Genomic DNA, 22,990 nt, shown 5'->3' with positions numbered 1-22,990 from the left:
GCTCAGTCAGCGTAGTCGCTCAACCGAGGAACAGCTGGTAGGCCGGGTTTTCGCTTTCATCCCAGTACGGGTAGCCGATTTCCGCCAGTGCCGCAGGCACCAGATGACGCTCGTCCGCCGGCACTTGCAGGCCCGCGACCACACGACCGTCGGCCGCGCCGTGGTTGCGGTAGTGGAACATGGAAATGTTCCAGCGCCCGCCCAGCTTGTTGAGAAAGTTGAACAACGCCCCGGGACGCTCTGGGAACTCGAAGCGAAACACCAGCTCATCGCTGACTTTGGCCGCGTGCCCGCCGACCATGTGGCGAATGTGCAGCTTGGCCAGTTCGTTCTCGGTCAGGTCCAACACCGGGAAACCCTGGCTGGTGAGGCTGGCGATCAACGCGCTGCGCGGGTCGGTTTCCGGGTGGGTCTGCACGCCGACGAAGATATGCGCCTCGCTGCCGGAGTGATAGCGGTAGTTGAATTCGGTGATCTGGCGTTTGCCCACGGCTTCGCAGAACGCCTTGAAGCTGCCCGGTTTCTCCGGGATGGTCACCGCGATGATCGCTTCGCGGCCTTCGCCCAACTCAGCGCGCTCAGCGACGTGGCGCAAACGGTCGAAGTTGACGTTGGCACCGGAATCAATGGCCACCAGGGTCTGCCCGCTGACGCCACGGGTCTCCACGTACTTCTTGATGCCCGCCACACCCAATGCACCCGCAGGCTCGGTGATGGAGCGGGTGTCGTCGTAGATGTCCTTGATCGCCGCACAGATTTCGTCGGTGCTGACGGTGATCACTTCATCTACATAGTCTTTGCAGATGTCGAAGGTGTGCTGGCCGATCTGGGCCACCGCCACGCCATCGGCAAAGATGCCGACGGTCGGCAGTACCACACGCTCGCCGGCAGCCATGGCAGCTTGCAGGCAGTTGGAGTCGTCCGGCTCCACGCCGATAATCTTGATCTCCGGACGCAGGTATTTCACATACGCCGCAATACCGGCGATCAAACCGCCACCGCCCACCGGTACGAAAATCGCGTCCAGCGACCCTGGGTGCTGGCGCAGGATTTCCATCGCCACGGTGCCCTGCCCGGCAATGGTGTGCGGATCATCGTAGGGGTGGATGTAGACGTAGCCTTTTTCGTCGACCAATTTCAGCGAGTAAGCCAGTGCTTCCGGGAAGGAATCGCCGTGCAAGACCACTTTGCCGCCGCGGGAGCGCACGCCTTCGACCTTGATCTCGGGAGTGGTCTTGGGCATCACGATGGTGGCTTTCACCCCCAACACCTTGGCCGCCAGGGCCAGCCCCTGGGCATGGTTGCCCGCCGAGGCGGTGACCACGCCGCGCGCACGCTCTTCGGCGGTCAGTTGGGTCAGCTTGTTGTAGGCGCCGCGAATCTTGAACGAGAACACCGGCTGCAAGTCTTCACGCTTGAGCCAGACCTTGTTGCCCAGCCGCTCGGAGAGCTGGCGAGCGGTCTGCAGCGGGGTTTCTACAGCAACGTCATAGACGCGCGAGGTGAGGATCTTTTTGACGTACTGTTCAAGCATCGGCGGGCTTCTACTTTCACGGTTTGGCAGGGCCAAGGAGTCTAACCCGGCTTTTGACCGGACGACCACACGAATCCCGAGGTTTTGTTGGGTTATACTCGCGCCCCTCGATAACTCCCCGCCCGTTCCGGAGCCCGCATGACCCAGGATCAACTCAAACAGGCAGTGGCCCAGGCCGCCGTCGATTTAATCCTTCCCAAACTCGACGACAAGAGCATCGTTGGTGTCGGCACCGGCTCCACCGCCAACTGCTTCATCGACGCACTGGCCCAACACAAGGGCGCGTTCGACGGCGCCGTGGCCAGCTCCGAAGCCACCGCCGCACGCCTCAAGGGCCATGGCATTCCGGTGTACGAGCTCAACACCGTGAGCGACCTGGAGTTCTACGTCGACGGCGCCGATGAAAGCGACGCGCACCTGAACCTGATCAAAGGCGGCGGCGCAGCCCTGACCCGCGAGAAGATCGTCGCGGCCGTGGCCAAGACCTTCATCTGCATCGCCGACGCCAGCAAGCTGGTGCCGGTGCTCGGTGCGTTCCCACTACCGGTAGAAGTGATCCCGATGGCCCGCAGCCACGTGGCGCGCGAGCTGGTGAAACTGGGCGGCGACCCGGTGTACCGCGAAGGTGTACTGACCGACAACGGCAACATCATCCTCGACGTGTTCAACCTGCAGATCACCAACCCGGTGGAGCTGGAGACGCAGATCAATGCGATCGTCGGCGTGGTGACCAATGGTTTGTTCGCGGCGCGTCCTGCTGACGTGTTGCTGCTGGGCACCCCGGAAGGCGTAAAAACCCTCAAAGCCTGACGCTCACCTGGCTTTTTTGTGGGAGCTGGCTTGCCTGCCTCGGCTTGACTGACAGACCGAGGTGACTGTATCGCAGGCAAGCCAGCTCCCACATTTGATCCTCGCCACTCTGAGGATCGGATTCATTTCTTGAAGACGTAGAACAGGTTCGGCTCGCTGACGAGGTACAGCGTACCTTCGTCATCCATGGCGATCCCTTCGGCCTGGGGCACCCGTTTGGTCAAGCCATGGCGCCCGTTCAGCAGTGACAGACTGCTCAGCGGGCGACCGTCGATGTCCAGCTCCAACACCAGAAACGATTCATCCGAGAGCGCCAGCAAATGGCCGCTGCGCTCGTCGTATTGCAGGCTCGACAGGTCTCGCACAAACAGCCCCGCGTCACGCTTGGGGTTGTTGATCACATGCACCGAGTAGGTTTTTTCCGGTTTGAAGTGGGGAAAGCCACGCACCTCGTAGATCAGCATCGGGTCGCGCTCTTTGGCCACGAATAGGCGCTTGCCCACCGAATCGTAGGCCAAGCCCTCGAAACCTTTGTTACTGCCGCTATGCACACCCAGGGTCATCTGCTCAGCATCGGCGGCATCGAGAAATTCGGTGTCGTCGCTCAAATGCACCTTGATCAGCCGCTGCTGGCGCTCATCGCTGATCACGTAAATATTGTCGCTAATGAACTCCACGGCCTCGGCATCGCCAAACCCGATCAGCGGGATACGCCGCACTATCGTGCCGTCCAAGGACAGCTCGATCAACTCTGGGTTTTTATTGGTCACCGTGAACAGGCTTTTGCGCACCGGATCATAGGTGAGCGCCGAGACGTCATCGTTGAGCCCTTCGATGGCCTTGGCTTCAAGGATGACACGGTAATCGGCCAGGCCAATGGAGCGTTCGCTGGCCGGATGACGCCACGTCTGAAGGTTGAACCAGGCCCGTTCAAACAAGCGAAAGTGCTGGGCGACCAGCCCGGCGACCACCAGGCTTATCAGCAACAGTACGAAAAACGCGGGTTTGGGGCGGGCGAGTCGACGCATCAGGGAGTCTGTTTCTGTTTTTCGAAGCGATAGAACAAGTTCGGCTCACTGACCATATACAACGTGCCGTCCTCATCCATCGTGACACCTTCCGCACGCGGGATGGTGTGCTTGAGGCCGTTGAAGCCGCCGAGCAGGACCATGAAGCTGACTTGCTCGCCTTTCTCATCCAACTCCAGAAGCAGGTGGGAGTCAGCCGAAAGCGCCAGCATGTGCCCAGTACGTGGGTCGATGGCCAGGGCCGACAGGTTGCGCATGTCCAGCTCGGTGCTGGCGACCTTTTGCTTATCGCCCGTCAGCGTGCTGCCGTCGCTTTTCCAGGTAAACAGCGCCGGTGGGCGCTCTTCGCCGAGCACGATTTGCTGGTTGCGCTTGTCCCAGGTGACCCCCTCGAAGGCTTTGTTCTGATCCTTGGACGGGCCCAGGTCATAGCTGGTGAAGTCTGCTTTGTTCAACTGGGTGGTGGTCGCGTCGACCTTGACCACGGTCAGGCTGTGATCACGTTCGTCCACCACGGCCATCAGGCCGTTTTCCATCACCGTTACACCTTCCGGGTTGTTCCAGCCCTTGAGCGGCATTTTGCGCAGCACATCGCCTTGCAAGCTCAACTCGACGAGGAACGGGTTCTTGCCCATCACGGAAAACAGGGTCTTGGTCTGCGGGTTGTAGGAGACATCCGAGGCTTCGTCCTTCTCCATACCCGGCAGCAATTTGGCGTCGATCACCGCACGGTAGTCGGGCAGCCACACGCTGGCTTGGCGTTCGGCCGGCGTTTCGAAGCGCTCGGCGACCCACAGCAGGCCCCGATCATCCCAGTGCATCGCCCAGGAAACGCCGTAGATGATTACGCCAACCAGAAACAGCCAGGAATACCAACGCAGGGCAAAACGCGAACGAAGCTTAGGTTTCGAGGTGGGGAGGGACACGGCCATTGAGTGCTTTCCGAAAAGACAGCTATAGGGCATAGCACAGGATCAGAAAGCCCGCGCGCAGGAGGTTGCGAATTATCCGGATGGCGTGTGAAAAAAATGCAAAAAACCAATTTAGCGGTAATACATAGATCAAATGTGGGAGGGGGCTTGCCCCCGATAGCGGTGTATCAGTCACCATTGTGCTGGCTGACCCACTGCTATCGGGAGCAAGCCCCCTCCCACACTTTTTACCGCGTTTTGCCAGGAAGTCAGCGAACGCTGCTTTCGAAGCGGCTCACGCCCGGCAATTCCAGCACCAGCTCATCGCCGACATTCAACGGGCCCACGCCGGCCGGGGTGCCGGTGAGGATCACGTCACCCGCCTGCAGCGAGAAGCAGCCGGCCATGTGTTGGATCATCGGAATGATCGGGTTGAGCATCTGCGAGCTGTTGCCGTCCTGGCGCACTTCGCCGTTGATGGTCAGGCGGATGCCGATATCGGTCACGTCCGGGAAGGTGCTGCCGACCACAAACGGCGCAATCACCGCCGCGCCGTCAAAGGACTTGGCGATTTCCCAGGGCAGGCCCTTGACTTTCAGCTCGGCCTGCTTGTCGCGCAGGGTCAGGTCCAGGGCCGGGGCGAAGCCGGAGATGGCATCCAACACTTCCTCACGGCTGGGCTTGGTCGACAAAGGCTTGCCGATCAATACCGCGATTTCCGCCTCGTAGTGCACCGAACCGCGCTCGGTCGGAATGGCGAAGCCGCCTTCCAGGGCCACGACGCAACTGCCCGGTTTGATGAACAACAACGGTTCGGTCGGCACCGGGTTATCCAGCTCCTTGGCATGTTCGGCGTAGTTACGCCCGATACACACCACTTTACCCAGCGGGAAGTGGATGTTGGTGCCGTCGGCATACTTGTGCTGGTAGCTCATGGAACGACTCCTACGGGGCGGTTAAACAGCGAAGATCTTGCCGGGGTTCATGATCCCGTTCGGGTCGAACACCGCTTTGACGGCCTTCATGTATTCGATTTCAACCGGCGAGCGGCTGTAGGTCAGGTAATCGCGCTTGGTCATGCCCACGCCGTGCTCGGCGGAGATCGAGCCGTTGTACTTCTCGACGGTTTCGAACACCCACTTGTTCACGGTGGCGCACTTGGCGAAGAAATCGTCCTTGCTCAGGTTTTCCGGCTTGAGGATGTTCAGGTGCAGGTTGCCGTCGCCGATATGGCCAAACCAGACGATCTCGAAATCGGGGTAATGTTCGCCGACGATCGCGTCGATTTCCTTCAAAAACGCCGGCACTTTGGAGACAGTGACCGAAATATCGTTCTTGTACGGCGTCCAGTGGGAAATGGTTTCGGAGATGTACTCGCGCAGCTTCCACAGGTTGTGCAACTGGGTTTCGCTCTGGCTCATCACGCCGTCCAGCACCCAGCCCTGCTCCACGCAATGTTCGAAGGTTTCCAGGGCGTGGTTGGCGACTTCTTCGGTGGTGGCTTCGAATTCCAGCAGCGCGTAGAACGGGCACTCGGTTTCGAACGGTGCCGGCACGTCGCCACGGCCGAGGACTTTGGCCAAGGCCTTGTCGGAGAAGAATTCGAAGGCGGTCAGGTCCAGCTTGCTCTGGAACGCGTGCAGCACCGGCATGATCGAGTCGAAATCGGTGGTGCCGAGCACCATGGCGGTGAGGTTCTTCGGCGCACGGTCCAGACGCATGGTGGCCTCGACCACAAAGCCCAGGGTGCCCTCGGCGCCGATGAACAGCTGACGCATGTCATAGCCGGTGGCGTTCTTGATCAGGTCGCGGTTCAGTTCCAGTACATCGCCTTTGCCGGTGACGACCTTCATGCCGGCCACCCAGTTGCGGGTCATGCCGTAGCGAATCACCTTGATCCCGCCGGCATTGGTGCCGATATTGCCGCCAATCTGGCTCGAACCGGACGAAGCGAAGTCCACCGGGTAGTACAGGCCCTGTTCTTCGGCAGCGTTCTGCAACTGCTTGGTGACCACGCCCGGCTGGCACACGGCGGTGCGGTCGGTGAGGTTCACGTCGAGGATCTGGTTCATATAGTCGAACGACACCACCACCTCGCCATTCGCCGCAACGGCGGCTGCCGACAGGCCGGTCCGACCACCGGACGGCACCAGCGCCACCTTGTGTTCATTGGCCCAACGGACGATGGCCTGCACCTGTTCAATAGTCTTGGGGAAGACGATGGCGGTCGGCGCCGGTGCGAAGTGCTTGGTCCAATCCTTGCCGTAAGCCTCCAGGGAGTCTGCATCGGTCAGCACTTTGCCAGGCTCAACCAGGGTCTTTAGCTCATCAATCAGGGCAGGATGGGTCATCGACAGAACTCTCGAACAATTCATGGTCATCCTGAGAACGCTTCACGTCGCAGGAATAGGTGTTTAGCGGGGCGCGTATGCTAGCATACCGCCCCCGCAGGACAGAGCCCAAGGGCGTTTCTGCGGTGACGGCTTTCCTGCCGTCCGGGTCAGCTCTGCGCCGTAATTCGCCAATACGTTTTTGTTTGACGAGTGGCTGTTGTCGTCAGGCAAGGCGCCGCGACGACTCATAGCTGGCTATGGGGAGGAGCGGCAACGCAGCATGACGGCAACAGACGCCGTCAAACAGAAACAGTATTGGTGAATCACGGCGCATCCAGCTGCTCGATTCCCTGCCATTTTTCTCCGGGATACAGGTTTACGCAGATGAGCAAGACTTCTCTCGATAAGAGCAAGATCAAGTTCCTTCTTCTGGAAGGCGTCCACCCATCGGCTGTCGACGTTCTGAAAGCCGCCGGGTACACCAGCATTGAGTACATCACCAGTTCTCTGCCGGAAGCCCAGCTCAAGGAAAAGATCGCCGACGCGCACTTTATCGGCATTCGCTCCCGCACTCAGCTGACCGAAGAAATCTTCGATCACGCCAAGAAACTCGTGGCGGTCGGCTGTTTCTGCATCGGCACCAACCAGGTCGACCTCAACGCAGCGCGCGAGCGCGGCATCGCGGTGTTCAACGCACCGTACTCCAACACCCGTTCCGTTGCAGAACTGGTGCTGGCCGAGGCGATCCTGCTGCTGCGCGGCATTCCTGAGAAGAACGCTTCCTGCCACCGTGGCGGCTGGATCAAGAGTGCGGCCAACTCCTTCGAGATCCGTGGCAAGAAGCTGGGTATCGTCGGCTACGGTTCGATCGGTACTCAATTGTCGGTCCTGGCTGAAGGCCTCGGCATGCAGGTGTTCTTCTACGACACCCTGACCAAGCTGCCATTGGGCAATGCCACGCAAGTGGCCAGCCTGACCGAGCTGCTGGGCATGTCCGACATCGTGACGCTGCACGTTCCGGAAACCGCTGAGACCCAGTGGATGATCGGCGAGAAGGAAATCCGCGCCATCAAGAAAGGCGGCATCCTGATCAACGCCGCGCGCGGCACCGTGGTCGAACTGGACGCCCTGGCTGAAGCGATCAAGGACAAGCACCTGATCGGCGCCGCCATCGACGTGTTCCCGGTGGAGCCACGCTCCAACGACGACATCTTCGAAAGCCCGCTGCGTGGCCTGGACAACGTGATCCTGACCCCGCACATCGGCGGCTCCACTGCCGAAGCCCAAGCCAACATTGGCCTGGAAGTGTCGGAAAAACTGGTCAAGTACAGCGACAACGGTACTTCCGTATCGTCCGTGAACTTCCCGGAAGTGGCCCTGCCGGCTCACCCTGGCAAGCACCGTCTGCTGCACATCCACCAGAACATCCCTGGCGTGATGATGGAGATCAACAAGGTCTTCGCAGAAAACGGCATTAACATCTCCGGTCAGTTCCTGCAGACCAACGAGAAGGTCGGCTACGTGGTGATCGACGTCGACGCCGAGTACTCGGACCTGGCGCAAGAGAAGCTGCAGCACATCAACGGCACCATCCGTAGCCGCGTGTTGTTCTAAGGTTTCAACGCACCACGAAAAAGGGAGCCCCTCGGGGCTCCCTTTTTTTCATCTGAACAAATCTTACTTGACGTTAACCGTGATCACTTTCGAGGCTACAGTCGGTTCGAACTGGCGATGCACGTTGTCGCCCGCCACCAGTTGCAAGGTGTGTTTGCCAGGGGTGAGGGTCAGTTCGGTCTCGGTTTGCGCCTTGCCGAAGTGAATCGACGTGGCGGTGGCTGGAATGGCTTCATCTGCCTTGAGCGACATCACGTCCTGGTCTACCAGCAGGTGATGGTGGCCGGCGCCAGGTACCTGTTTGTCGATCGGCTCCAGGTCCAGGCCCTTGACGCCGAATTTGACGGTGAAGGTTTTATCGACCGTCGCGCCGTCTTTGGGCGAGACGATAAACACCTCGGCGCCTTTAGGAGCGGGCGTACGAGGGACATCAGCGGCGCTGGCAAACATCGAGGCACCCAGCAGCAGGCTGGCAATCGTTGCACGGGACAATAAGGCTTTCATTCGCTTCTCCAGTTTCTGCAGGAAATCTGTTGGGTTATGACAACTTCGCGACAAATTGCTGTCCAAGGCACTCAACACCATAGCAAAGCGATGCTGAACGAGGCCTCGCACACATGAATTCTTTAGGAGCGACCATGCGTTTCTCGCCTGGCCTGGTACTTTTACTGTCCCTTCTGAGCCCTTTGGCTCATGCCGAACTGATCGATGAAGTGTTTGATCGCGGTGAACTGCGCATCGCTCTTGAAGCCAACACGCCACCGTTCAACTTCAAGGACGGCGATAAGCTAACCGGTTTTGAAGTGGAGTTGGGTGAACAATTAGCCAAGGAAATGGACGTACGCCCGTCCTTCATCACCACCGATGACAGCGATCTATTGCCAGGCGTCGAGACCGGCAAATACGATGTGGCCATCAACCATATCGCTATGACTGCCGAGCTGCGTGATCGGTTCGATTTCAGTGATGCCTATCGCGAAAAACCAGAACTGGCGATTCCGTTCCAGAAGGGGAATCCCGCATTCAAGAGCAGCCTGAACAGGGCACTGCAACAGGTTAAGGCCGATGGGCGCTTGAAGGCACTGACGCAGAAGTGGTTTGACGGCCGTGCACCGGTGACTCAGACGCAGTAAATCCAAATGTGGGAGGGGCACAGTTTTGATCTAGGTAAGGCTTGAGAGATGGGCCAAGGCGCAAGCCGCTTCAGGCAGTTCCAACTCACTGAACACCTGCACCCCATGGCGCTTGAGCAACGCCGCCGTCACACCCTCGCCACTGATTTTGACGCCACTGAAGGTGCCGTCATAAATAAACAGGTTGCCGCAGGATGGGCTGTTGGCCTTGAGGATCGCGATGCGGATACCGTGGCGCTGCGCCAGTGCCAACGCCTGGCGGGCGCCATCGATGAAGGCGGCGCTGAAGTCTTCGCCCTCGGCGGTGAGCACCCGGGCACGCCCGTCCCACACATCGACGCCCTGCCCGCCCGCGATTTCGGCGGGTGGCCGGGGTGTTGGCAAGCCGCCTGACACCTCCGGGCAGATTGCAACGACGCGCCCCTCAGCCTGCCACTGCGCCAGTTGGTCGAACGGGCCGCTGGCTCCGCCGTCGTAGCGCACCTTGTGCCCAAGCAGGCAGCGGCTGATCAGAATCTTTTCCATGCTTAAAACGGCTCGTTACCCCGCCGGCGAAACCAGCCGGTCAAGGACAAGCGTTCGCGCGTGGCGGGCAGGACTTCGTGGGGCACTTCACCCGACAGGAACACCACCAGGCAACCGCCAGCGGGCTCCACATCGTATTCCACGCCGTCCTTGAGGTACATGCGCAACTGACCACCATGCTCCGGCAACCAGGCGTCGTTCAAGTAGACCACGGCCGAGACCATGCGCCGGTCATCGTCACGAAAGCGGTCCAGATGCTTGAGGTAAAACGCCCCCGGCGGGTACATCGCGAAGTGGCTTTCGAAGTCTTCAAGGCCGAGGAACAGATGGCGGTTCATGGCCAGGCGCAGGCCATCCATCAAGCCCATGTAGGTCTCGCAGACCGGCGCATCGCCCTCTTCCAGCCACTGGATATGGTCACCGCGAATCCCCTCGCGAATCTCCTGGGCTGGGCCTCGCCCTACAGCGGCGGGGGCCAACTCACCCTCGGCCGCACGTTTACGGCACTCAGCCGCCAGCTCCAGGGTCAGAGCCTGGGGCAGGAAGCCGTTCTGCTGCGACCAGCCTTTTTCGGCCAGATCGTCGACGATACGTTGCAACAGCGGGTGATCGAGGGATATTTGCATGGCGCGCATAGTATCCATACGCCTGTGAATCCGACAGCGCCGCCGAGCACCTGAACACACTTTAGTCAGGTGATTGATAGGATTTCTCGACAAATCCCACGCCCGACACGGACAATAGTGGCCGACTGACAGGAGTCCCTATGCGTCGTTTGTTTTTTTCCGTGCTGATGTTCTGCGTTTTGCCCGCCTGGGCAGACAGCCATGACCAGTTATACAAGGTCGCCGGTTGGGCCGAACAACGCGCACATTTCAATGACGCCCTCACTGCCGCCCAGCAACGCTACCGCAATAGCCTGCCGCCGGCGGTGTACCAGGCGCTGGTGGACAACAGCAACAAACGCTTTGCAGCCCAGGCCGTGGACCAGCGCGCCGAAGCGCAATTGCGCAAGAACCTGGCCGACCCGAAGCCTGCGCTGGCGTTTTTTCAATCGCCATTGGGCCGCAAGATTGTCGCCGCCGAGTTGCTCGCCACTCGCCGCGACCAATTGGCGAAAAACGCTCAGGGCTTGCCACACATGGACGCCGATGCGACTCGCAGCCTGATCATCGGCCACCTGGCACAAGCACTGCCGGCTCGTGAAGCCGGTGCGGAAGTCAGCCTGGCGATTGCCGGTGTCGCGGCTGACAGCTTGAGCCAGATGATCCCCGGCCTGCTGGGCGGTGGCCAGGCCCAAGGCATGTTGAATGGTCAGCGTGAGCGTTTGATGCAGCAGATCGGCAATGACCTGAACAACACGCTGCTGTACGTCTATCGGGATTTGTCCGACCCGGAACTGGAAGAGTTCGCTACGTTTGCGGAGTCGCCGGAGGGTAAGGCGTATTACCAGGCGGCTCTTGCTGCCATTCGCGCAGGCTTGGCGGTCGGTCAAAGCACTTCCAGCCTATCGCAATAAAAAATGTGGGAGGGGGCTTGCCCCCGATAGCGGTGTGTCAGGCAAATACTTTCTTGCTGGACCACCGTAATCGGGGGCAAGCCCCCTCCCACATTTGGGTTGCGTTACTTCAAATGCTCCGTCAAATACCGGAAGTACTGCTCACGAATCTCCGGAATCTCATTCGCCAGGTGATGCCTGCCCCGCGGCAGCATCAACACCTCAGGCTGATCGAACTTACTGCGCAGCACCTGCAAGTTGTGCTGCCAGTCCACCGTCATATCCTCCTCACCTTGCACGATCAGTGGCCGCCGTGGGCTGCGCGGAGCGGCTTCGATGCGTTTGATCCAGCGTGCCAGCGCGCCTACCCAGGCCGTGGGCAGTTGGCGTGGTTGCAACGGGTCAGCCTCCAGGAACGGCTTGAATTGCGGATCGTTGGTGTTCTCGCTGAACCGTCGGGCAATGCCTTTCACAAACGGGCGCAGCAGGTAATAGCTGACCTGTGACCAACCCCAGGCACGGGGACGTACCAAGGGGGACAACAGGAAGGTCTTGCCCTGGGCCGGGCTGTCGAGGCCATGATTGAGCAAATGGTCGACCACCACCGCACCGCCAGTGCTTTGCCCGAACAAATGCCAGGGTTGCGGCAGTCGCAGCGCTTCGGCCTGGGCGAACAACGCCCTCACCACCGCCTGATACACCGCAAAATCATCAATGCTGGCACGAGCGCCACTGGACAGCCCATGGCCCGGCAAATCGCAGGCGATCACCACAAAACCCTGGTCCAGCGCCCAATCCACCACATGGCGGTACAACCCCATATGGTCGTAGAAGCCGTGAAACATGAACATCGTCGCCACCGGCTGCGCTGGCCACCATACCTGCGCCACTACCTGGAAGCCTTCCACTTCGAAGCGTCCCAAGCGGCTGGGCGCCGGCACCTTGCGCGCTGGCAGGTCCAGCCCGTAGAACCGCTGGTAGACCCGGGCCTCCACGGAAAGCGGCTGCGCATCCACCAGGGGCCGCAAGCTTTCGCGCAGATGATCGGGGTCAAAACTGACAGGCATAAAGGGTTCCAGACTCTCGGTGAAGATGAATATCGAGCTGCGATATTCATCTGTCAGGGCAAGCATGGCAAGCTACGCGACCTCCGAGGATAGATCTGAATGCGACAGCACTCCCGCACCGCCCTGTTCGCCGGCCTGATGCTGGTCATTTGCGTCGGCGTGCTGTGGACGGCCTATGACTGGTTCCAGGGCCGCTACCTGCGCGTCTTCAGCGAACACACGGCGGTGTTTTCCGGGGATGCCTTGCGCCTGCCCGCTGAGCTCGCAGGCCCGGGACCGATACGCCTGGTGCATTTCTGGGACCCGGCGTGCCCGTGCAATGTCGGCAACCAGCAGCATCTGGGCGAGCTGATCGAGGAGTACGCGCCTCAGGGCGTGGAGTTCTATGCCCTGCAAAAGGCCGGCAGCCACGGCCAACTGCCCGACAACCTGCGCAAGATGAAAACCCTCGCCGCCTTGCCCGGCGCCGACCAGGTGCCAGCAACGCCGGCCGTGGGAATTTGGGATCGCACGGGCAAGCTCGCGTACTTCGGCCCCTACAGTGAAGGGCTGACGTGTAATTCGAGTAACAGCTTTATCGAGCCGATCTTGAAAGCCCTCGGGGCCGGGCGCGAAATTGACGCGACCCACACCCTGGCGGTGGGCTGCTATTGCGAATGGCGCAAGGAATCAAACTGAACACAGGCTGTTCGACCGGCAAACTCCAGTCACCCAAGCGACAGGCTGCTGTATCGTACGCTCTCGGCAGGATTGTAAGCATAGGAATACATGAGCCAGTTAACCATCATCCTCTGGATACTCAACGTTATCGTCGACACGTCCGGCCAGCTGGCATTCAAGGCGGCGGCTTCAGCCAGCGCCGAGCATGATGGCCTGGCCCACTGGAAACACATGCTCAAGCGGCCGTGGATCTGGATCGGCGTTATCTGCTACGTCTTCGAATTCGTGTTGTGGCTGGCGTTCCTGACCCTGGTACCGCTGTCGGTCGGCGTGATGCTGGGCTCCATCAACATTGTGGTGATCATGATTGCCGGGCGTTTCCTGTTCAAGGAAAGCCTGAGCAAATGGCGGTTGATCGGCATCATGCTGATCGCCTGTGGCGTGACCGTCGTGGGGTTTGAATAATGAAACGCTTTTATATCCTGGGTTTTCTCGCGCTGATCATTTTCGACACCTTGGCACAGGTCAGCTTCAAGTTCGCCTCGGTGCATGCCGAGCCCCTGACGATGGACGCTGCCTGGCTGGTGCGCGTGTTTGGCGCCCCGTGGATCTACGGCGCTTTTGTCGGTTACATCGGCGCCTTCTTCACCTGGATGACCTTGCTCAAATACGCCCCGGTAGGCCCGGCGTTTGCGGCCTCGCACTTGGAACTGATCAGCGTGACGCTGATTTCCGTGTGGTTGTTCGATGACAGCCTGACCCTGCCGAAAATCATCGGCGGCGCGCTGATCATTGCCGGCATCCTGTGCCTGGCGCGCAGCGAGGACGAAGCCGGCAAAGTCATCGGTGCCGGTCGTTCGGAGACGCTGGCGTAATGCTCCCTCGGGAGATTCCGCCCACCGCAGGACTGCCCCTGCGCTGGCGGGATCTGCTCGGCCTGTCGGGCGACCTGGCCCCTGCCCTGGCCCGCCAACTATCGATTCCGCTGCCGGCGCTGCCTTGCTCCGGCACCGCCGCACTGGTCATCGCCCTGCGGGTGTTGCAACAGCGCATGCCAGGGCGTACCCGGCTTATCGTGCCAGCCTACACCTGCCCGCTGGTGGCCCTGGCCGCCCATTACTGCCCGCCGCTGCGGGTAGTGCCCTGTGATTTGCAGCCCAACAGCATCGACCTGGACGAACAGCATCTGGCGCAGTTGTGCGACGAAAGCACCCTGGCGGTGGTGGTTACCCATTTGGCCGGGCGCGTGGCGGATGTCGATTCCGCCCAACGCATTGCCGGCGCCGTCGGCGCGGCGATCATCGAAGATGCCGCGCAAGCCATGGGCGCGCGGGACGATGGCCGCAGCGTCGGGCTCAAGGGCGACGTAGGCTTTTTCAGCATGGCGCTGGGTAAAGGGCTGACGACGGCAGAAGGCGGTGTGTTGTTCAGTCGCGACCCGGTGCTGCATCAAGCGCTGCACCGTCAATGCCGCCAGGACCTGCCCTTCAGCCTGCGCTGGGAAGCGCAACGCAGCGCCGAGCTGTGGGGATATGCCCTGCTTTACCGGCCCAGCGGCTTGTACTACGTGTACGGCAAGGCCTTGCGCGCAGCATTGGCGCACGGCGATGCAGTGGCCGCGGTGGGCGATGATTTTTCGGTCAACGACATTCCGCTGCATCACCTGGGCGGTTATCGCCGCAGAGTCGGCGCCGCTGCGCTGGCGCGCTTGCCCGATCACTTGCAACAAGGCCACGCCCGCGCCTTACGCCGTGCCGCACGCTTGAATGCCCTGCCCGGTGTCTCGGTCATCATGGACCGACCCGGGCAGCAAGGCACCTGGCCGTTCCTGATGGTGATGATGCCCTCGGCCCACGCCCGCGATGTGGCGATGGCGCAGCTCTGGACCTCGGGGTTGGGCGTGACGCGCCTATTCATACACGCCTTGCCGGATTATCCCGACGTGGCCCCCTTGCTGGAGCCGGGCAACCCGATCACCCAGGCCCAGGCTTTCGCCCACCGCACCCTGTCGATCAGCAACAGCCATTGGCTGACCGACGAGCACTTCGAACAGATCCTGGCCCGGTTGAAAGTTATCGTTTCCAGCCCTGATTGATGCGCGCCACCAGGCGGCCATTCAATTCGTTCTGCTGCTGTTGCCAGATCTGCACCTGCGCTTCGGGCAGCTCTTCCTGGCCGTCGGACGCGCTCAGCCAGCGCTTGAACTTGCTTTCATAGTGGTAGGCCGACACATCGCCCGTAATATCCGCGCCGATGATCTGCCCTTGGCAGGCATCGATCAGATCATTCAAATGTTGCTCCAGGAACTCACCCTGGTCCCAGTTGGTGTTCACCACCTGCGGGCTCAGCACATCTTTGTCGATGGACAGGTACACCGGCAGTGAACGATCCAGCTGTGCCAGGAACGCACTCATCAGCTCATCCGGATGGCTGAAGGCGCGATTGCTGCGCCCGGCACCGATCCAGTTCATCCAGCGCGTATCGACGTTGACGTTCCAGTAGGTCAACTTGCGCTTGAGCAGCGGCGACCAGTGATTCTCCCAGGCGTGGCCGAGGGCAATGTCCTGCGAACCGATACCGAGCACATGCACATGCTCGACCTGGGGCAAACGGCTGGCCCAATAGACCCACGAACCGCAGTGGATGCCGAATGGGTAGCGCATATTGTCGGGGTGGTTGTCGCAAATGATCAGTTGGTATTTCTGCTGCGTGGGAAGGCGGTTCAACAGGAGCTGGCTGAGGTGGTGATAGTCGCCGCTGCCGGTAAACACACAGCCGTAGTCGCTGGGCATCTGCGTATGCAGGGCGGTTTCCAGCTCCTTGAACTGGGCCCAACGGCAGCCGAAGCGGATTTTTTCCTGCCACGCCTGCAGCGCCAGGGTGGTCGCGCCGGGAATGTCGCTGACGGCGCCATCAAAATCGAGAATCAGCGGTGCGCGGTCCTGGCTCATGCGGTGTGCTCCTGGTGCCACTGGTTGTCGCTTTCAAAATGATGACGGAACCGGTTGCCCAGCTTGCGCAACAACGGGTTGCGTATCCACACCAAGTGTCGCGTGAAGGTGAAGTCGGCACCGAGGCTGGCCTTGACCTGCGGGTCGGTCCAACCCGCCACATAAAATTTCAGCCCATGGGCCATCGCGTATTCCAGGTTCACAAACCAGCTGACGAAATACAGGTTGAACTCCAGCGCCTGCGGGTAGCTGAGGCCAATGTACTTGTCGAGCAGCTTGTCACCCTCCACGTAGCACAGGTTGTAGCCGATCAGTTCGTCGCAGTGCCAGTAACAGAACACGCGCCCGTGACTGCTGGCATCCCTCAGCAACCCGCTGAAGAACTCCGGCGTGAGCAGGTCAAAATGGATCTCGCTCTGGTCGTACACAGCCTTGTACAACCCGTACAACTGCGTCAGCCAGGCGTCATCGTTGAAGCGTGCATCGCCGGTGTCCAGGATCTCCACGCGCAACGCTTCGCGGCTGCGCAGTTTGCGTCGGATATTGCGGCGACGGCTGTGAGACAAGCGCCCCAGGTATTCGTCGACGGTGGTGAAGTTGATGGGCACATAGGCGAGCGCCTGGCCTTCAAGGCTGATGAAGCCACGCTGGGTGCACTCATCCATCAAGGCTTGCGCGTAGCGGTTGTCCGCTTCGCTGAGCAGCGGTGAGTTATGGGGTACGTCTTTGACGATGGTGAGTTTGCGCTGCGGCGCGCATTCCTCTTGTAGCCAGCGCGCGAGGTCCTGGGGCGGCACGTCCTGGGGGAACGGCGCGTACTCACTGACCGTGGTGCCCACAAAGCAGCTGTCGATACGCAGCCACGACTGCCACATGGCATACCCCGGCCAACCGCGCACACGCTTCTCGAATTCATCGTCGGCGGTGGTCAGCAGGTCGAACGGGGTGAAGAAATAGGGCAGGCCCTGGTCGGACAACCGAGCGTCAAAACCTTGCGGCGGATGCTGCAAGAAGCGACCGATCAGCGATGGCGCTTCCAGGCAGCAGGCGTAGGCAACGTCTGAATGGCTGGGATCTGGCTTGGATGGCGTGGCGCAGGTCATGAAAAAAAGCTCAAGGACGACGGGCGCAATAGTAGCCCATCCGCCATGCTGGACGCTTGAACCTCGGCTGTCACAACGACGCATCAGCATTTTCCGCAGTTTCCACCAAACCGATTAGACTCCGTTGACCTTCAAGGTGACTGACTCAAGGACCGTCCATGAAACGCAGCCTGACCGTGCTCGCCCTCCTGATTGCCGCCCTTCTGGCCGGCGCCGGCTGGTATGTCTACAGCAAGCAACCGACCCGCCAGGGCACGGTGATGCTGAACAACCTGCAAGGCGAGGTCACGGTGCGTTACGACGACCGTGGCGTGCCGCACATCCGCGCCGAGAACGAGGCCGATCTGTATCGCGCCCTGGGCTATGTGCATGCCCAGGACCGGCTGTTCCAGATGGAGATCCTGCGGCGCCTGGCTCGTGGCGAGCTGGCCGAGGTGCTGGGCCCCAAGCTGCTGGAAACCGACAAACTGTTCCGTAGCCTGCGCATTCGTGAGCGCGCCTTGAGTTACGTGGAACACATCGACCATGACTCGAACGCCTGGAAAGCCCTGCAAGCCTACCTGGACGGGATCAACCAGTATCAGGCCAGCCACGCCAGCCCGATGGAGTTCGATGTGCTGGGCATCACCAAGCGGCCCTTCACGCCCGAGGACACCATCAGTGTCGCCGGTTACATGGCCTACAGTTTTGCCGTGGCCTTTCGTACCGAGCCGGTGCTGACTTACATACGCGACCAACTGGGCAGCGACTACCTGAAAGTCTTCGACCTGGACTGGCAACCCAAGGGCGCGCTCAACCTGGCCACCAGCGACTGGAAAACCCTCGGCGCCCTCGCCGCCCTGAGTGACAGGGCCTTGGCCGACAACGGCCTGCCGCAGTTCGAAGGCAGCAACGCCTGGGCCATCAGCGGCAGCCGCACCCAAAGTGGCAAGCCCTTGCTGGCGGGTGACCCGCATATCCGCTTCTCGGTGCCTTCGGTGTGGTACGAGGCGCAACTGTCGGCGCCGGGCTTTGAACTATACGGCTATCACAACGCGCTGGTGCCGGTGGCGTTCCTGGGGCACAACCTGGATTTCGGCTGGAGCCTGACCATGTTCCAGAACGATGACCTCGACCTGATCGCCGAAAAGGTCAACCCGGACAACCCCAACCAGGTCTGGTACCACGACCAATGGGTCGACATGACCAGCAGCGAGCAGCAGATTGCCGTCAAGGGCCAGGAGCCAGTGGTGCTGACCCTGCGCCGTTCGCCCCACGGCCCGATCATCAATGACGTGCTCGGCGAAAATGCGGGCAAGACGCCGATCGCCATGTGGTGGGCGTTCCTCGACAGCGAAAACCCGATCCTCGAAGGTTTCTACCAGCTCAACCGGGCCGACACCCTGGCCAAGGCCCGTGCCGCAGCCGCCAAGGTGTCGGCGCCCGGGCTGAATATCGTGTGGGCGAACGCCAAGGGCGATATCGGCTGGTGGGCCGCAGCGCAATTGCCGATCCGCCCGGCCGGGGTCAACCCGGCATTCATCCTCGACGGCAGCACCGCCCAGGCCGACAAGTTGGGCTTCTACCCGTTCAGCGCCAACCCTCAGGAAGAGAACCCGGCGCGCGGGTATGTGGTGTCGGCCAATGCTCAACCGGCCTCCCCGACTGGCATGGAAATCCCTGGCTATTACAACCTGGCCGACCGTGGTCAACAGCTGAACATGCAGTTGAGCGACAAGAGCGTGAAGTGGGACGTGAACAACAGCCAGGCGTTGCAACTGGGCACCACCACCGCCTACGGCCCACGCCTGTTGGCGCCGCTGCTGCCGGTATTACGTGACGTGATCAAGGACCCCGCCCAGTTGAAGCTGGTGGAACAGCTTGCAAACTGGAAGGGTGACTACCCACTGGACTCCACCAGCGCCACGCTGTTCAACCAGTTCCTGTTCAACCTCACCGACGCGACGTTCCACCCGAAACTGGGCGATGCCCTGTTCAAGACCTTGATCACCACCCGGATGATCGACGCCGCCCTGCCGCGCCTGGCCACTTCAGCGGATTCACCATGGTGGAACGGCAAACGCGCCGACATCGTCAAGCTCGCCTGGGACAACAGCCTGGCGCACCTCAAGGCCACCTTCGGCGATGACCCGAGCCAGTGGCAGTGGGGCAAGGCGCACACCCTGACCCACGGCCATCCGCTGGGCATGCAAAAGCCTTTGGACAAGATCTTCAACGTCGGCCCGTTCCCCGCCCCCGGCAGCCATGAAGTACCCAACAACCAATCGGCCATGATCGGACCGGCGCCCTGGCCCGTGACCTACGGCCCGTCGACCCGCCGCCTGATCGACTTCGCCGAACCGGCCCACGCCCTGACCATCAACCCGGTGGGGCAAAGCGGCGTGCCGTTCGATCGGCACTATAGCGACCAGGCGCAAACCTACATCGAGGGTGGATACGAACAAGCGCACTTCAGTGAGGAGGAAGTCACGGCGAATACCCGTGGCACCCTGAAACTATTGCCGGCCAGATAGCAGCTTGAAATAGGGCCAAAGAATGTGAGAGCTGGCTTGCCTGCGATAGCGGTGGTTCAGTCACATCGCTATCGCAGGCAAGCCAGCTCCCACATTTGATGTGTGGTGAAGCGACTACTGCGCCCGCATCCGCCCCGGCGCTTCGCCATAGGTTTCCTTGAATTTCTTGCTGAACGCCGCCTGGGACTGGTAGCCCACTTGGGCGGCGATATCCATCAGGCTCAGGCGCGACTGGCGCAGCAGGTTGAACGCCAACTCCATACGCAACTGGGTCAGCAGCACCCACGGCGACACGCCAGCCACTTTCACGAACGCCCGCATAAAGGTCGCCCGTGACATGGTCGCAGCAGCGGCCAGGCTGTCGATGGTCCACTCATGGCCCGGCTCGGCCAGCATCACCTGCCAGGCTTTGCTCAGGCGCTTGTCGGCAAGCAGCGCAAAGGTGCCTGCCACCGGCGCCTGGTGAGCCAGCCAGGTACGCAAGATCAGGGTGAACAGCGCTGATGACAGTGCATCGATAAACGTACGCGCCCCCAGTTGCTGGCCGTCCGCTTCGCTGCGCAGCAAAGCGATCAACGCCGCCAGTTGGCCGTCGCCCTGCCACTCCCGGCTGGACACCACCAAGTACTCGGGCAACGCTCCAAACAACAATGACTGACGGTGGTAGTGAAAGCTGCCGCAGAGCATGTCCACCTCCGGTCGCTCACCGCCCAGGCGATGCACCGGGAGTAACCCGCCGTCGATCACCGTGGGCTGCACCGGCCGGATGCGCGCACCCTGACTGCGCAGCAAATGAGTGGCGCCGCCGGGCATCAGCAGGATATCGCCCTCTTCCAGCGTCACGTGCTGCCCACCCGACAGCTCGGCATTGCAGGTGCCCCTGAGCACAATGTGGTACGGCGCTATGCCAAGATTTTCCGGGGCGTGATCCAGGGCCCAATCGCCCTGGAACTGGCATCGCAAGTCCAGGCTGCCGCGCAGGTTGGCCAGTGCGATAAGCGTGTCGATTGAATTCATTTGCGAGCATCGGTCAAAAAGATGAGCGGATTGAACAATAACGCCAACACTGAACGGCACACACTGGCTTCACACCCAACCCGTTCAGGAGTTACCGCAATGTTCAATAACTGGTCCGACTTGCTGCCTACCGTGAAGAAAGCCTTTGGCGCGCTGGGCAAGAGCAACCCGAAGATGGTCAAAGCCTACATGGCGCTGGGCGAGGCTGCCGAGGAAAACAACGTGCTCGACGCCAAGACCCGCGAGCTGATTTCCATCGCCGTGGCCATCACCACCCGCTGCGACGGCTGCATCGGCGTACATGCCGATGCGGCAATCAAGGCCGGCGCCACCCGCGAAGAAGTCGCCGCCACCCTGGCTACCGCGATCTCGCTGAATGCCGGCGCCGCGTACATCTACTCGCTGCGCGCCCTGGAAGCCTACGACACGCTCAAACCGGCGCCGCAAAGTTAAGCCGGAACTGTTGCGGCGTCACGCCCAGCCGGCGATTGAACACACTGCGCATGTGCTGGGCATCGCGAAAGCCGCATTGGTAGGCCACGGTCTTGAGCGGTGCGGGGCTGCTTTCGAGCATCACCCGCGCCGCATCCACCCGGGCTCGCTCTACAAACTCAGCCGGCGTTATCCGTGCTTCACGGGCAAACACCCGGGAGAAATTGCGTGCACTCATATTGGCCGCCTTGGCCAGATCGGCGATGGTCAAATCCCCCGTCAGGTTCGCCAACACGTACAGCTGCACCAGCGCCACCGCCGAGGTGTTTTCGGCGTGGGGCGTGAGGAACGGGCTGAACTGCGACTGCCCACCGGAACGCTGGGTGAACACCACCAGACGCTTGGCCACGCTCAGCGCGACTTCCGGGCCATGGTCCTGGGCCAACAGGTACAGCGACAGGTCGATGCCTGCGGTCACACCCGCCGACGTGTAGAGGTTGCCGTCCTGTGCGTAGAGGCGATCGGCATCGACCTGGGCGGTAGGGCACAGGCGCGCCAAGTCCGCGGCGTCGTTCCAGTGGGTGGTGACGGTTTTTCCATTCAGCAAGCCAGCGCGGGCCAGCAGGAAGGCGCCGTTGCAGATCGAACCGAAGCGGTGTGCTCTCTGGGTTGCGCCGCGTAGCCAGTCATCGAAGGAGGCACCGAAATCCTCGAAGGGCAATTGCGGGCCGCCAGCGACCAGCAGCAAGTCGTAGGACTCAAGAGCTTCGCTGTAATGCCGATGGGCCTGTAGTGACAGGCCGTTTGAGGCCACCATCGTGCCGTGGCCAAGGCCGATGACTTCGAGCTGGTAATGGTCCTGCGGCGGCAAAAAGCGGTTGGCCTCGCAAAACACATCCATCGGCCCCGTCACATCCAGCGACTGGACGCCGGGAAAGATCAGAATGGCAACGGTTTTTCGCATGAGTAAACCTTATCTCTGGACTGGCGCGAAACCCTGTGGGAGCCGGGATTGCCCGCGATGCAGGCGACTCGGTCTGTCAGGTATACCCAGGTGATGCTATCGCAGGCAAGCCAGCTCCCACATGCCAGCTCCCACATTTGATCGCGTACAGCCTTGGCACGATGTGCAACCACATTGGCCGGGATCGCTCCCTCGCCGTGATGGCCCCTTCGCAGGCACGCGACCAGACTGGAATCTTTCCAGAGGAGAGCCATCATGAGCACCACCATCGCCGGTATCCAGATACCCGACAGCGCACTGGCCAAGGCCACCACCGAATACATTCGCGACGTCGAATCCGACCTGCTTTATCACCACTCCCGCCGCGTGTTTCTGTTCGGCGCCTTAAGCGGTGAACGCAAACAACTCGCTTACAACCCGGAGTTGCTCTACGTCGGCGCGATGTTCCATGACCTGGGCCTGGTCGAAGGCCATCGCAGTGACAACGAGCGTTTCGAAGTGGACGGCGCCAATGCGGCGGCCACGTTCCTCAAGCCTTACGGGTTGAGTGACGACGACATCGAACAGGTGTGGCTGTCCATCGCCCTGCATACCACGCCGGGCGTGCCGCAGCATCTGCGCCCAACCGTTGCACTGGTGACGGCTGGCGTCGAGATGGATGTCTTGGGTATGGATTACGCAGCGTTTTCCAGCGTGCAGCGCGAGGCGGTGGTGCATGCGCATCCACGGGGTGAAGGGTTCAAGGAGTGCATCATCTGCGCCTTTGCCGACGGCTTGCGCCATCGCCCACAGACCACGTTCGGCAACGTGAAGACGGATGTGCTGGTAGATCAGGAGCCGGGGTTCAAGCCGATGAATTTTGTTGAAGTCATCCGCAAATCGCCCTGGACTTGAAAT

24 protein-coding genes are annotated in these 22,990 nt (G+C 60.9%); 11 read left to right on the top strand and 13 right to left on the bottom strand.

The window, feature by feature from the left end; genetic code table 11:
• Positions 1-19 precede the first annotated feature (19 nt).
• Complete coding sequence (gene ilvA / locus AC07V4_RS02205) at positions 20-1,564, bottom strand: threonine ammonia-lyase, biosynthetic (RefSeq protein ID WP_492635287.1); 1,545 nt, start codon at positions 1,562-1,564, stop codon at positions 20-22.
• Between the two features lie 108 nt (positions 1,565-1,672).
• Between ilvA and rpiA the strand changes: the two genes are divergently transcribed.
• Complete coding sequence (gene rpiA, locus AC07V4_RS02200; RefSeq protein WP_431750248.1) at positions 1,673-2,344, top strand: ribose-5-phosphate isomerase RpiA; 672 nt, start codon at positions 1,673-1,675, stop codon at positions 2,342-2,344.
• Between the two features lie 122 nt (positions 2,345-2,466).
• Here rpiA and AC07V4_RS02195 read toward each other — a convergent pair whose 3' ends face one another.
• The 4 genes from AC07V4_RS02195 to AC07V4_RS02180 form a co-directional block, all read right to left on the bottom strand.
• Entirely contained in the window at positions 2,467-3,372 is a 906-nt protein-coding gene (locus tag AC07V4_RS02195) for an SdiA-regulated domain-containing protein (RefSeq protein WP_492634997.1), read from the bottom strand.
• Positions 3,372-4,304 (bottom strand): SdiA-regulated domain-containing protein, encoded by a 933-nt coding sequence (locus AC07V4_RS02190; protein ID WP_492634998.1) that lies wholly within the window; start codon positions 4,302-4,304, stop codon positions 3,372-3,374. The genes AC07V4_RS02195 and AC07V4_RS02190 overlap by 1 nt, the downstream gene beginning before the upstream one ends.
• A 248-nt stretch (positions 4,305-4,552) precedes the next feature.
• Positions 4,553-5,218: a fumarylacetoacetate hydrolase family protein gene (locus tag AC07V4_RS02185; RefSeq protein WP_492634999.1), complete on the bottom strand. Its 666-nt coding sequence runs from the start codon at positions 5,216-5,218 to the stop codon at positions 4,553-4,555.
• Between the two features lie 21 nt (positions 5,219-5,239).
• Complete coding sequence (locus AC07V4_RS02180; RefSeq protein WP_492635000.1) at positions 5,240-6,634, bottom strand: FAD-binding oxidoreductase; 1,395 nt, start codon at positions 6,632-6,634, stop codon at positions 5,240-5,242.
• Positions 6,635-7,000: 366 nt separating this feature from the next.
• Between AC07V4_RS02180 and serA the strand changes: the two genes are divergently transcribed.
• Positions 7,001-8,230 carry a phosphoglycerate dehydrogenase gene (gene serA, locus AC07V4_RS02175; protein WP_431750253.1) on the top strand — a complete coding sequence of 410 codons (1,230 nt, stop codon included), beginning with the start codon at positions 7,001-7,003 and terminating at the stop codon, positions 8,228-8,230.
• Between the two features lie 63 nt (positions 8,231-8,293).
• On the opposite strand, the gene AC07V4_RS02170 is transcribed toward serA, so the two are convergent.
• A complete protein-coding gene (locus tag AC07V4_RS02170; protein WP_492635001.1) occupies positions 8,294-8,734 on the bottom strand; it encodes a DUF4399 domain-containing protein in 441 nt (146 codons plus the stop codon).
• A 134-nt stretch (positions 8,735-8,868) separates the two neighbouring features.
• Between AC07V4_RS02170 and AC07V4_RS02165 the strand changes: the two genes are divergently transcribed.
• Positions 8,869-9,363, top strand: coding sequence for a transporter substrate-binding domain-containing protein (locus AC07V4_RS02165; protein ID WP_492635002.1), 495 nt, complete (start codon positions 8,869-8,871; stop codon positions 9,361-9,363).
• Positions 9,364-9,393: 30 nt separating this feature from the next.
• On the opposite strand, the gene AC07V4_RS02160 is transcribed toward AC07V4_RS02165, so the two are convergent.
• On the bottom strand, positions 9,394-9,888 hold the full coding sequence (locus tag AC07V4_RS02160; protein WP_492635003.1) for a 2-thiouracil desulfurase family protein: 495 nt from the start codon (positions 9,886-9,888) through the stop codon (positions 9,394-9,396).
• 2 nt (positions 9,889-9,890) lie between these two features.
• Positions 9,891-10,523: a 2OG-Fe(II) oxygenase gene (locus AC07V4_RS02155; RefSeq protein ID WP_492635288.1), complete on the bottom strand. Its 633-nt coding sequence runs from the start codon at positions 10,521-10,523 to the stop codon at positions 9,891-9,893.
• Positions 10,524-10,654: 131 nt separating this feature from the next.
• Here AC07V4_RS02155 and AC07V4_RS02150 point away from each other — a divergent pair, with 131 nt between their 5' ends.
• Entirely contained in the window at positions 10,655-11,407 is a 753-nt protein-coding gene (locus AC07V4_RS02150; RefSeq protein ID WP_492635004.1) for a DUF2059 domain-containing protein, read from the top strand.
• 104 nt (positions 11,408-11,511) lie between these two features.
• Here the strand turns inward: AC07V4_RS02150 and bipL are convergent, their stop codons facing one another.
• Positions 11,512-12,453, bottom strand: a complete 942-nt coding sequence (gene bipL, locus AC07V4_RS02145) for a phospholipase BipL (protein ID WP_492635005.1) — start codon at positions 12,451-12,453, stop codon at positions 11,512-11,514.
• Positions 12,454-12,552: 99 nt separating this feature from the next.
• Here bipL and AC07V4_RS02140 point away from each other — a divergent pair, with 99 nt between their 5' ends.
• The 4 genes from AC07V4_RS02140 (at position 12,553) to AC07V4_RS02125 (ending at position 15,208) form a co-directional block, all read left to right on the top strand.
• Entirely contained in the window at positions 12,553-13,131 is a 579-nt protein-coding gene (locus tag AC07V4_RS02140; protein WP_492635006.1) for a DUF6436 domain-containing protein, read from the top strand.
• Positions 13,132-13,221: 90 nt separating this feature from the next.
• Entirely contained in the window at positions 13,222-13,578 is a 357-nt protein-coding gene (locus AC07V4_RS02135) for an EamA family transporter (protein ID WP_248730984.1), read from the top strand.
• Complete coding sequence (locus AC07V4_RS02130; protein ID WP_492635007.1) at positions 13,578-13,988, top strand: DMT family transporter; 411 nt, start codon at positions 13,578-13,580, stop codon at positions 13,986-13,988. The genes AC07V4_RS02135 and AC07V4_RS02130 overlap by 1 nt, the downstream gene beginning before the upstream one ends.
• A complete protein-coding gene (locus tag AC07V4_RS02125) occupies positions 13,988-15,208 on the top strand; it encodes a DegT/DnrJ/EryC1/StrS family aminotransferase (protein ID WP_492635008.1) in 1,221 nt (406 codons plus the stop codon). Before AC07V4_RS02130 ends, AC07V4_RS02125 begins: the two co-directional genes overlap by 1 nt.
• Here AC07V4_RS02125 and AC07V4_RS02120 read toward each other — a convergent pair.
• Positions 15,186-16,064, bottom strand: a complete 879-nt coding sequence (locus AC07V4_RS02120; protein WP_492635009.1) for a hypothetical protein — start codon at positions 16,062-16,064, stop codon at positions 15,186-15,188. The genes AC07V4_RS02125 and AC07V4_RS02120 overlap by 23 nt on opposite strands.
• A complete protein-coding gene (locus tag AC07V4_RS02115; protein WP_492635010.1) occupies positions 16,061-17,167 on the bottom strand; it encodes a GNAT family N-acetyltransferase in 1,107 nt (368 codons plus the stop codon). The genes AC07V4_RS02120 and AC07V4_RS02115 overlap by 4 nt, the downstream gene beginning before the upstream one ends.
• A 158-nt stretch (positions 17,168-17,325) precedes the next feature.
• Here AC07V4_RS02115 and AC07V4_RS02110 point away from each other — a divergent pair, with 158 nt between their 5' ends.
• On the top strand, positions 17,326-19,680 hold the full coding sequence (locus tag AC07V4_RS02110) for a penicillin acylase family protein (protein ID WP_492635011.1): 2,355 nt from the start codon (positions 17,326-17,328) through the stop codon (positions 19,678-19,680).
• A gap of 114 nt (positions 19,681-19,794) precedes the next feature.
• Here AC07V4_RS02110 and AC07V4_RS02105 read toward each other — a convergent pair whose 3' ends face one another.
• Positions 19,795-20,697, bottom strand: a complete 903-nt coding sequence (locus AC07V4_RS02105; RefSeq protein ID WP_492635012.1) for an AraC family transcriptional regulator — start codon at positions 20,695-20,697, stop codon at positions 19,795-19,797.
• Positions 20,698-20,796: 99 nt separating this feature from the next.
• On the opposite strand from AC07V4_RS02105, the gene AC07V4_RS02100 reads away from it, so the two are divergent.
• Entirely contained in the window at positions 20,797-21,150 is a 354-nt protein-coding gene (locus AC07V4_RS02100) for a carboxymuconolactone decarboxylase family protein (protein WP_016973032.1), read from the top strand.
• Here the strand turns inward: AC07V4_RS02100 and AC07V4_RS02095 are convergent.
• On the bottom strand, positions 21,128-22,093 hold the full coding sequence (locus AC07V4_RS02095) for a GlxA family transcriptional regulator (protein ID WP_492635013.1): 966 nt from the start codon (positions 22,091-22,093) through the stop codon (positions 21,128-21,130). The genes AC07V4_RS02100 and AC07V4_RS02095 overlap by 23 nt on opposite strands.
• Before the next feature lie 255 nt (positions 22,094-22,348).
• Between AC07V4_RS02095 and AC07V4_RS02090 the strand changes: the two genes are divergently transcribed.
• The gene (locus tag AC07V4_RS02090) at positions 22,349-22,987 is read left to right on the top strand and encodes an HD domain-containing protein (RefSeq protein WP_492635014.1); all 639 of its coding nucleotides are present in this window, start codon (positions 22,349-22,351) and stop codon (positions 22,985-22,987) included.
• Positions 22,988-22,990 lie beyond the last annotated feature (3 nt).

It is taken from the genome of Pseudomonas sp. GW821-FHT03A09, from assembly GCF_059421065.1.
Note: the sequence above shows the minus strand (reverse complement) of the source record. Positions and strands in the feature narration are given on the sequence as shown.

Excerpts from the sequence above, each read along its gene's own strand:
- AC07V4_RS02105 (WP_492635012.1), bottom strand. The coding sequence starts at position 20,697 with ATGAATTCAATCGACACGCTTATCGCACTGGCCAACCTGCGCGGCAGC.
- AC07V4_RS02160 (WP_492635003.1), bottom strand. The coding sequence starts at position 9,888 with ATGGAAAAGATTCTGATCAGCCGCTGCCTGCTTGGGCACAAGGTGCGC.
- AC07V4_RS02190 (WP_492634998.1), bottom strand. The coding sequence starts at position 4,304 with ATGGCCGTGTCCCTCCCCACCTCGAAACCTAAGCTTCGTTCGCGTTTT.
- AC07V4_RS02100 (WP_016973032.1), top strand. The coding sequence starts at position 20,797 with ATGTTCAATAACTGGTCCGACTTGCTGCCTACCGTGAAGAAAGCCTTT.
- AC07V4_RS02110 (WP_492635011.1), top strand. The coding sequence starts at position 17,326 with ATGAAACGCAGCCTGACCGTGCTCGCCCTCCTGATTGCCGCCCTTCTG.
- AC07V4_RS02135 (WP_248730984.1), top strand. The coding sequence starts at position 13,222 with ATGAGCCAGTTAACCATCATCCTCTGGATACTCAACGTTATCGTCGAC.
- AC07V4_RS02090 (WP_492635014.1), top strand. The coding sequence starts at position 22,349 with ATGAGCACCACCATCGCCGGTATCCAGATACCCGACAGCGCACTGGCC.
- AC07V4_RS02120 (WP_492635009.1), bottom strand. The coding sequence starts at position 16,064 with ATGAGCCAGGACCGCGCACCGCTGATTCTCGATTTTGATGGCGCCGTC.
- bipL (WP_492635005.1), bottom strand. The coding sequence starts at position 12,453 with ATGCCTGTCAGTTTTGACCCCGATCATCTGCGCGAAAGCTTGCGGCCC.
- AC07V4_RS02115 (WP_492635010.1), bottom strand. The coding sequence starts at position 17,167 with ATGACCTGCGCCACGCCATCCAAGCCAGATCCCAGCCATTCAGACGTT.
- AC07V4_RS02150 (WP_492635004.1), top strand. The coding sequence starts at position 10,655 with ATGCGTCGTTTGTTTTTTTCCGTGCTGATGTTCTGCGTTTTGCCCGCC.
- AC07V4_RS02130 (WP_492635007.1), top strand. The coding sequence starts at position 13,578 with ATGAAACGCTTTTATATCCTGGGTTTTCTCGCGCTGATCATTTTCGAC.
- AC07V4_RS02185 (WP_492634999.1), bottom strand. The coding sequence starts at position 5,218 with ATGAGCTACCAGCACAAGTATGCCGACGGCACCAACATCCACTTCCCG.
- AC07V4_RS02140 (WP_492635006.1), top strand. The coding sequence starts at position 12,553 with ATGCGACAGCACTCCCGCACCGCCCTGTTCGCCGGCCTGATGCTGGTC.
- rpiA (WP_431750248.1), top strand. The coding sequence starts at position 1,673 with ATGACCCAGGATCAACTCAAACAGGCAGTGGCCCAGGCCGCCGTCGAT.
- AC07V4_RS02165 (WP_492635002.1), top strand. The coding sequence starts at position 8,869 with ATGCGTTTCTCGCCTGGCCTGGTACTTTTACTGTCCCTTCTGAGCCCT.
- AC07V4_RS02125 (WP_492635008.1), top strand. The coding sequence starts at position 13,988 with ATGCTCCCTCGGGAGATTCCGCCCACCGCAGGACTGCCCCTGCGCTGG.
- AC07V4_RS02180 (WP_492635000.1), bottom strand. The coding sequence starts at position 6,634 with ATGACCCATCCTGCCCTGATTGATGAGCTAAAGACCCTGGTTGAGCCT.
- AC07V4_RS02195 (WP_492634997.1), bottom strand. The coding sequence starts at position 3,372 with ATGCGTCGACTCGCCCGCCCCAAACCCGCGTTTTTCGTACTGTTGCTG.
- AC07V4_RS02155 (WP_492635288.1), bottom strand. The coding sequence starts at position 10,523 with ATGCGCGCCATGCAAATATCCCTCGATCACCCGCTGTTGCAACGTATC.
- AC07V4_RS02170 (WP_492635001.1), bottom strand. The coding sequence starts at position 8,734 with ATGAAAGCCTTATTGTCCCGTGCAACGATTGCCAGCCTGCTGCTGGGT.
- serA (WP_431750253.1), top strand. The coding sequence starts at position 7,001 with ATGAGCAAGACTTCTCTCGATAAGAGCAAGATCAAGTTCCTTCTTCTG.
- AC07V4_RS02095 (WP_492635013.1), bottom strand. The coding sequence starts at position 22,093 with ATGCGAAAAACCGTTGCCATTCTGATCTTTCCCGGCGTCCAGTCGCTG.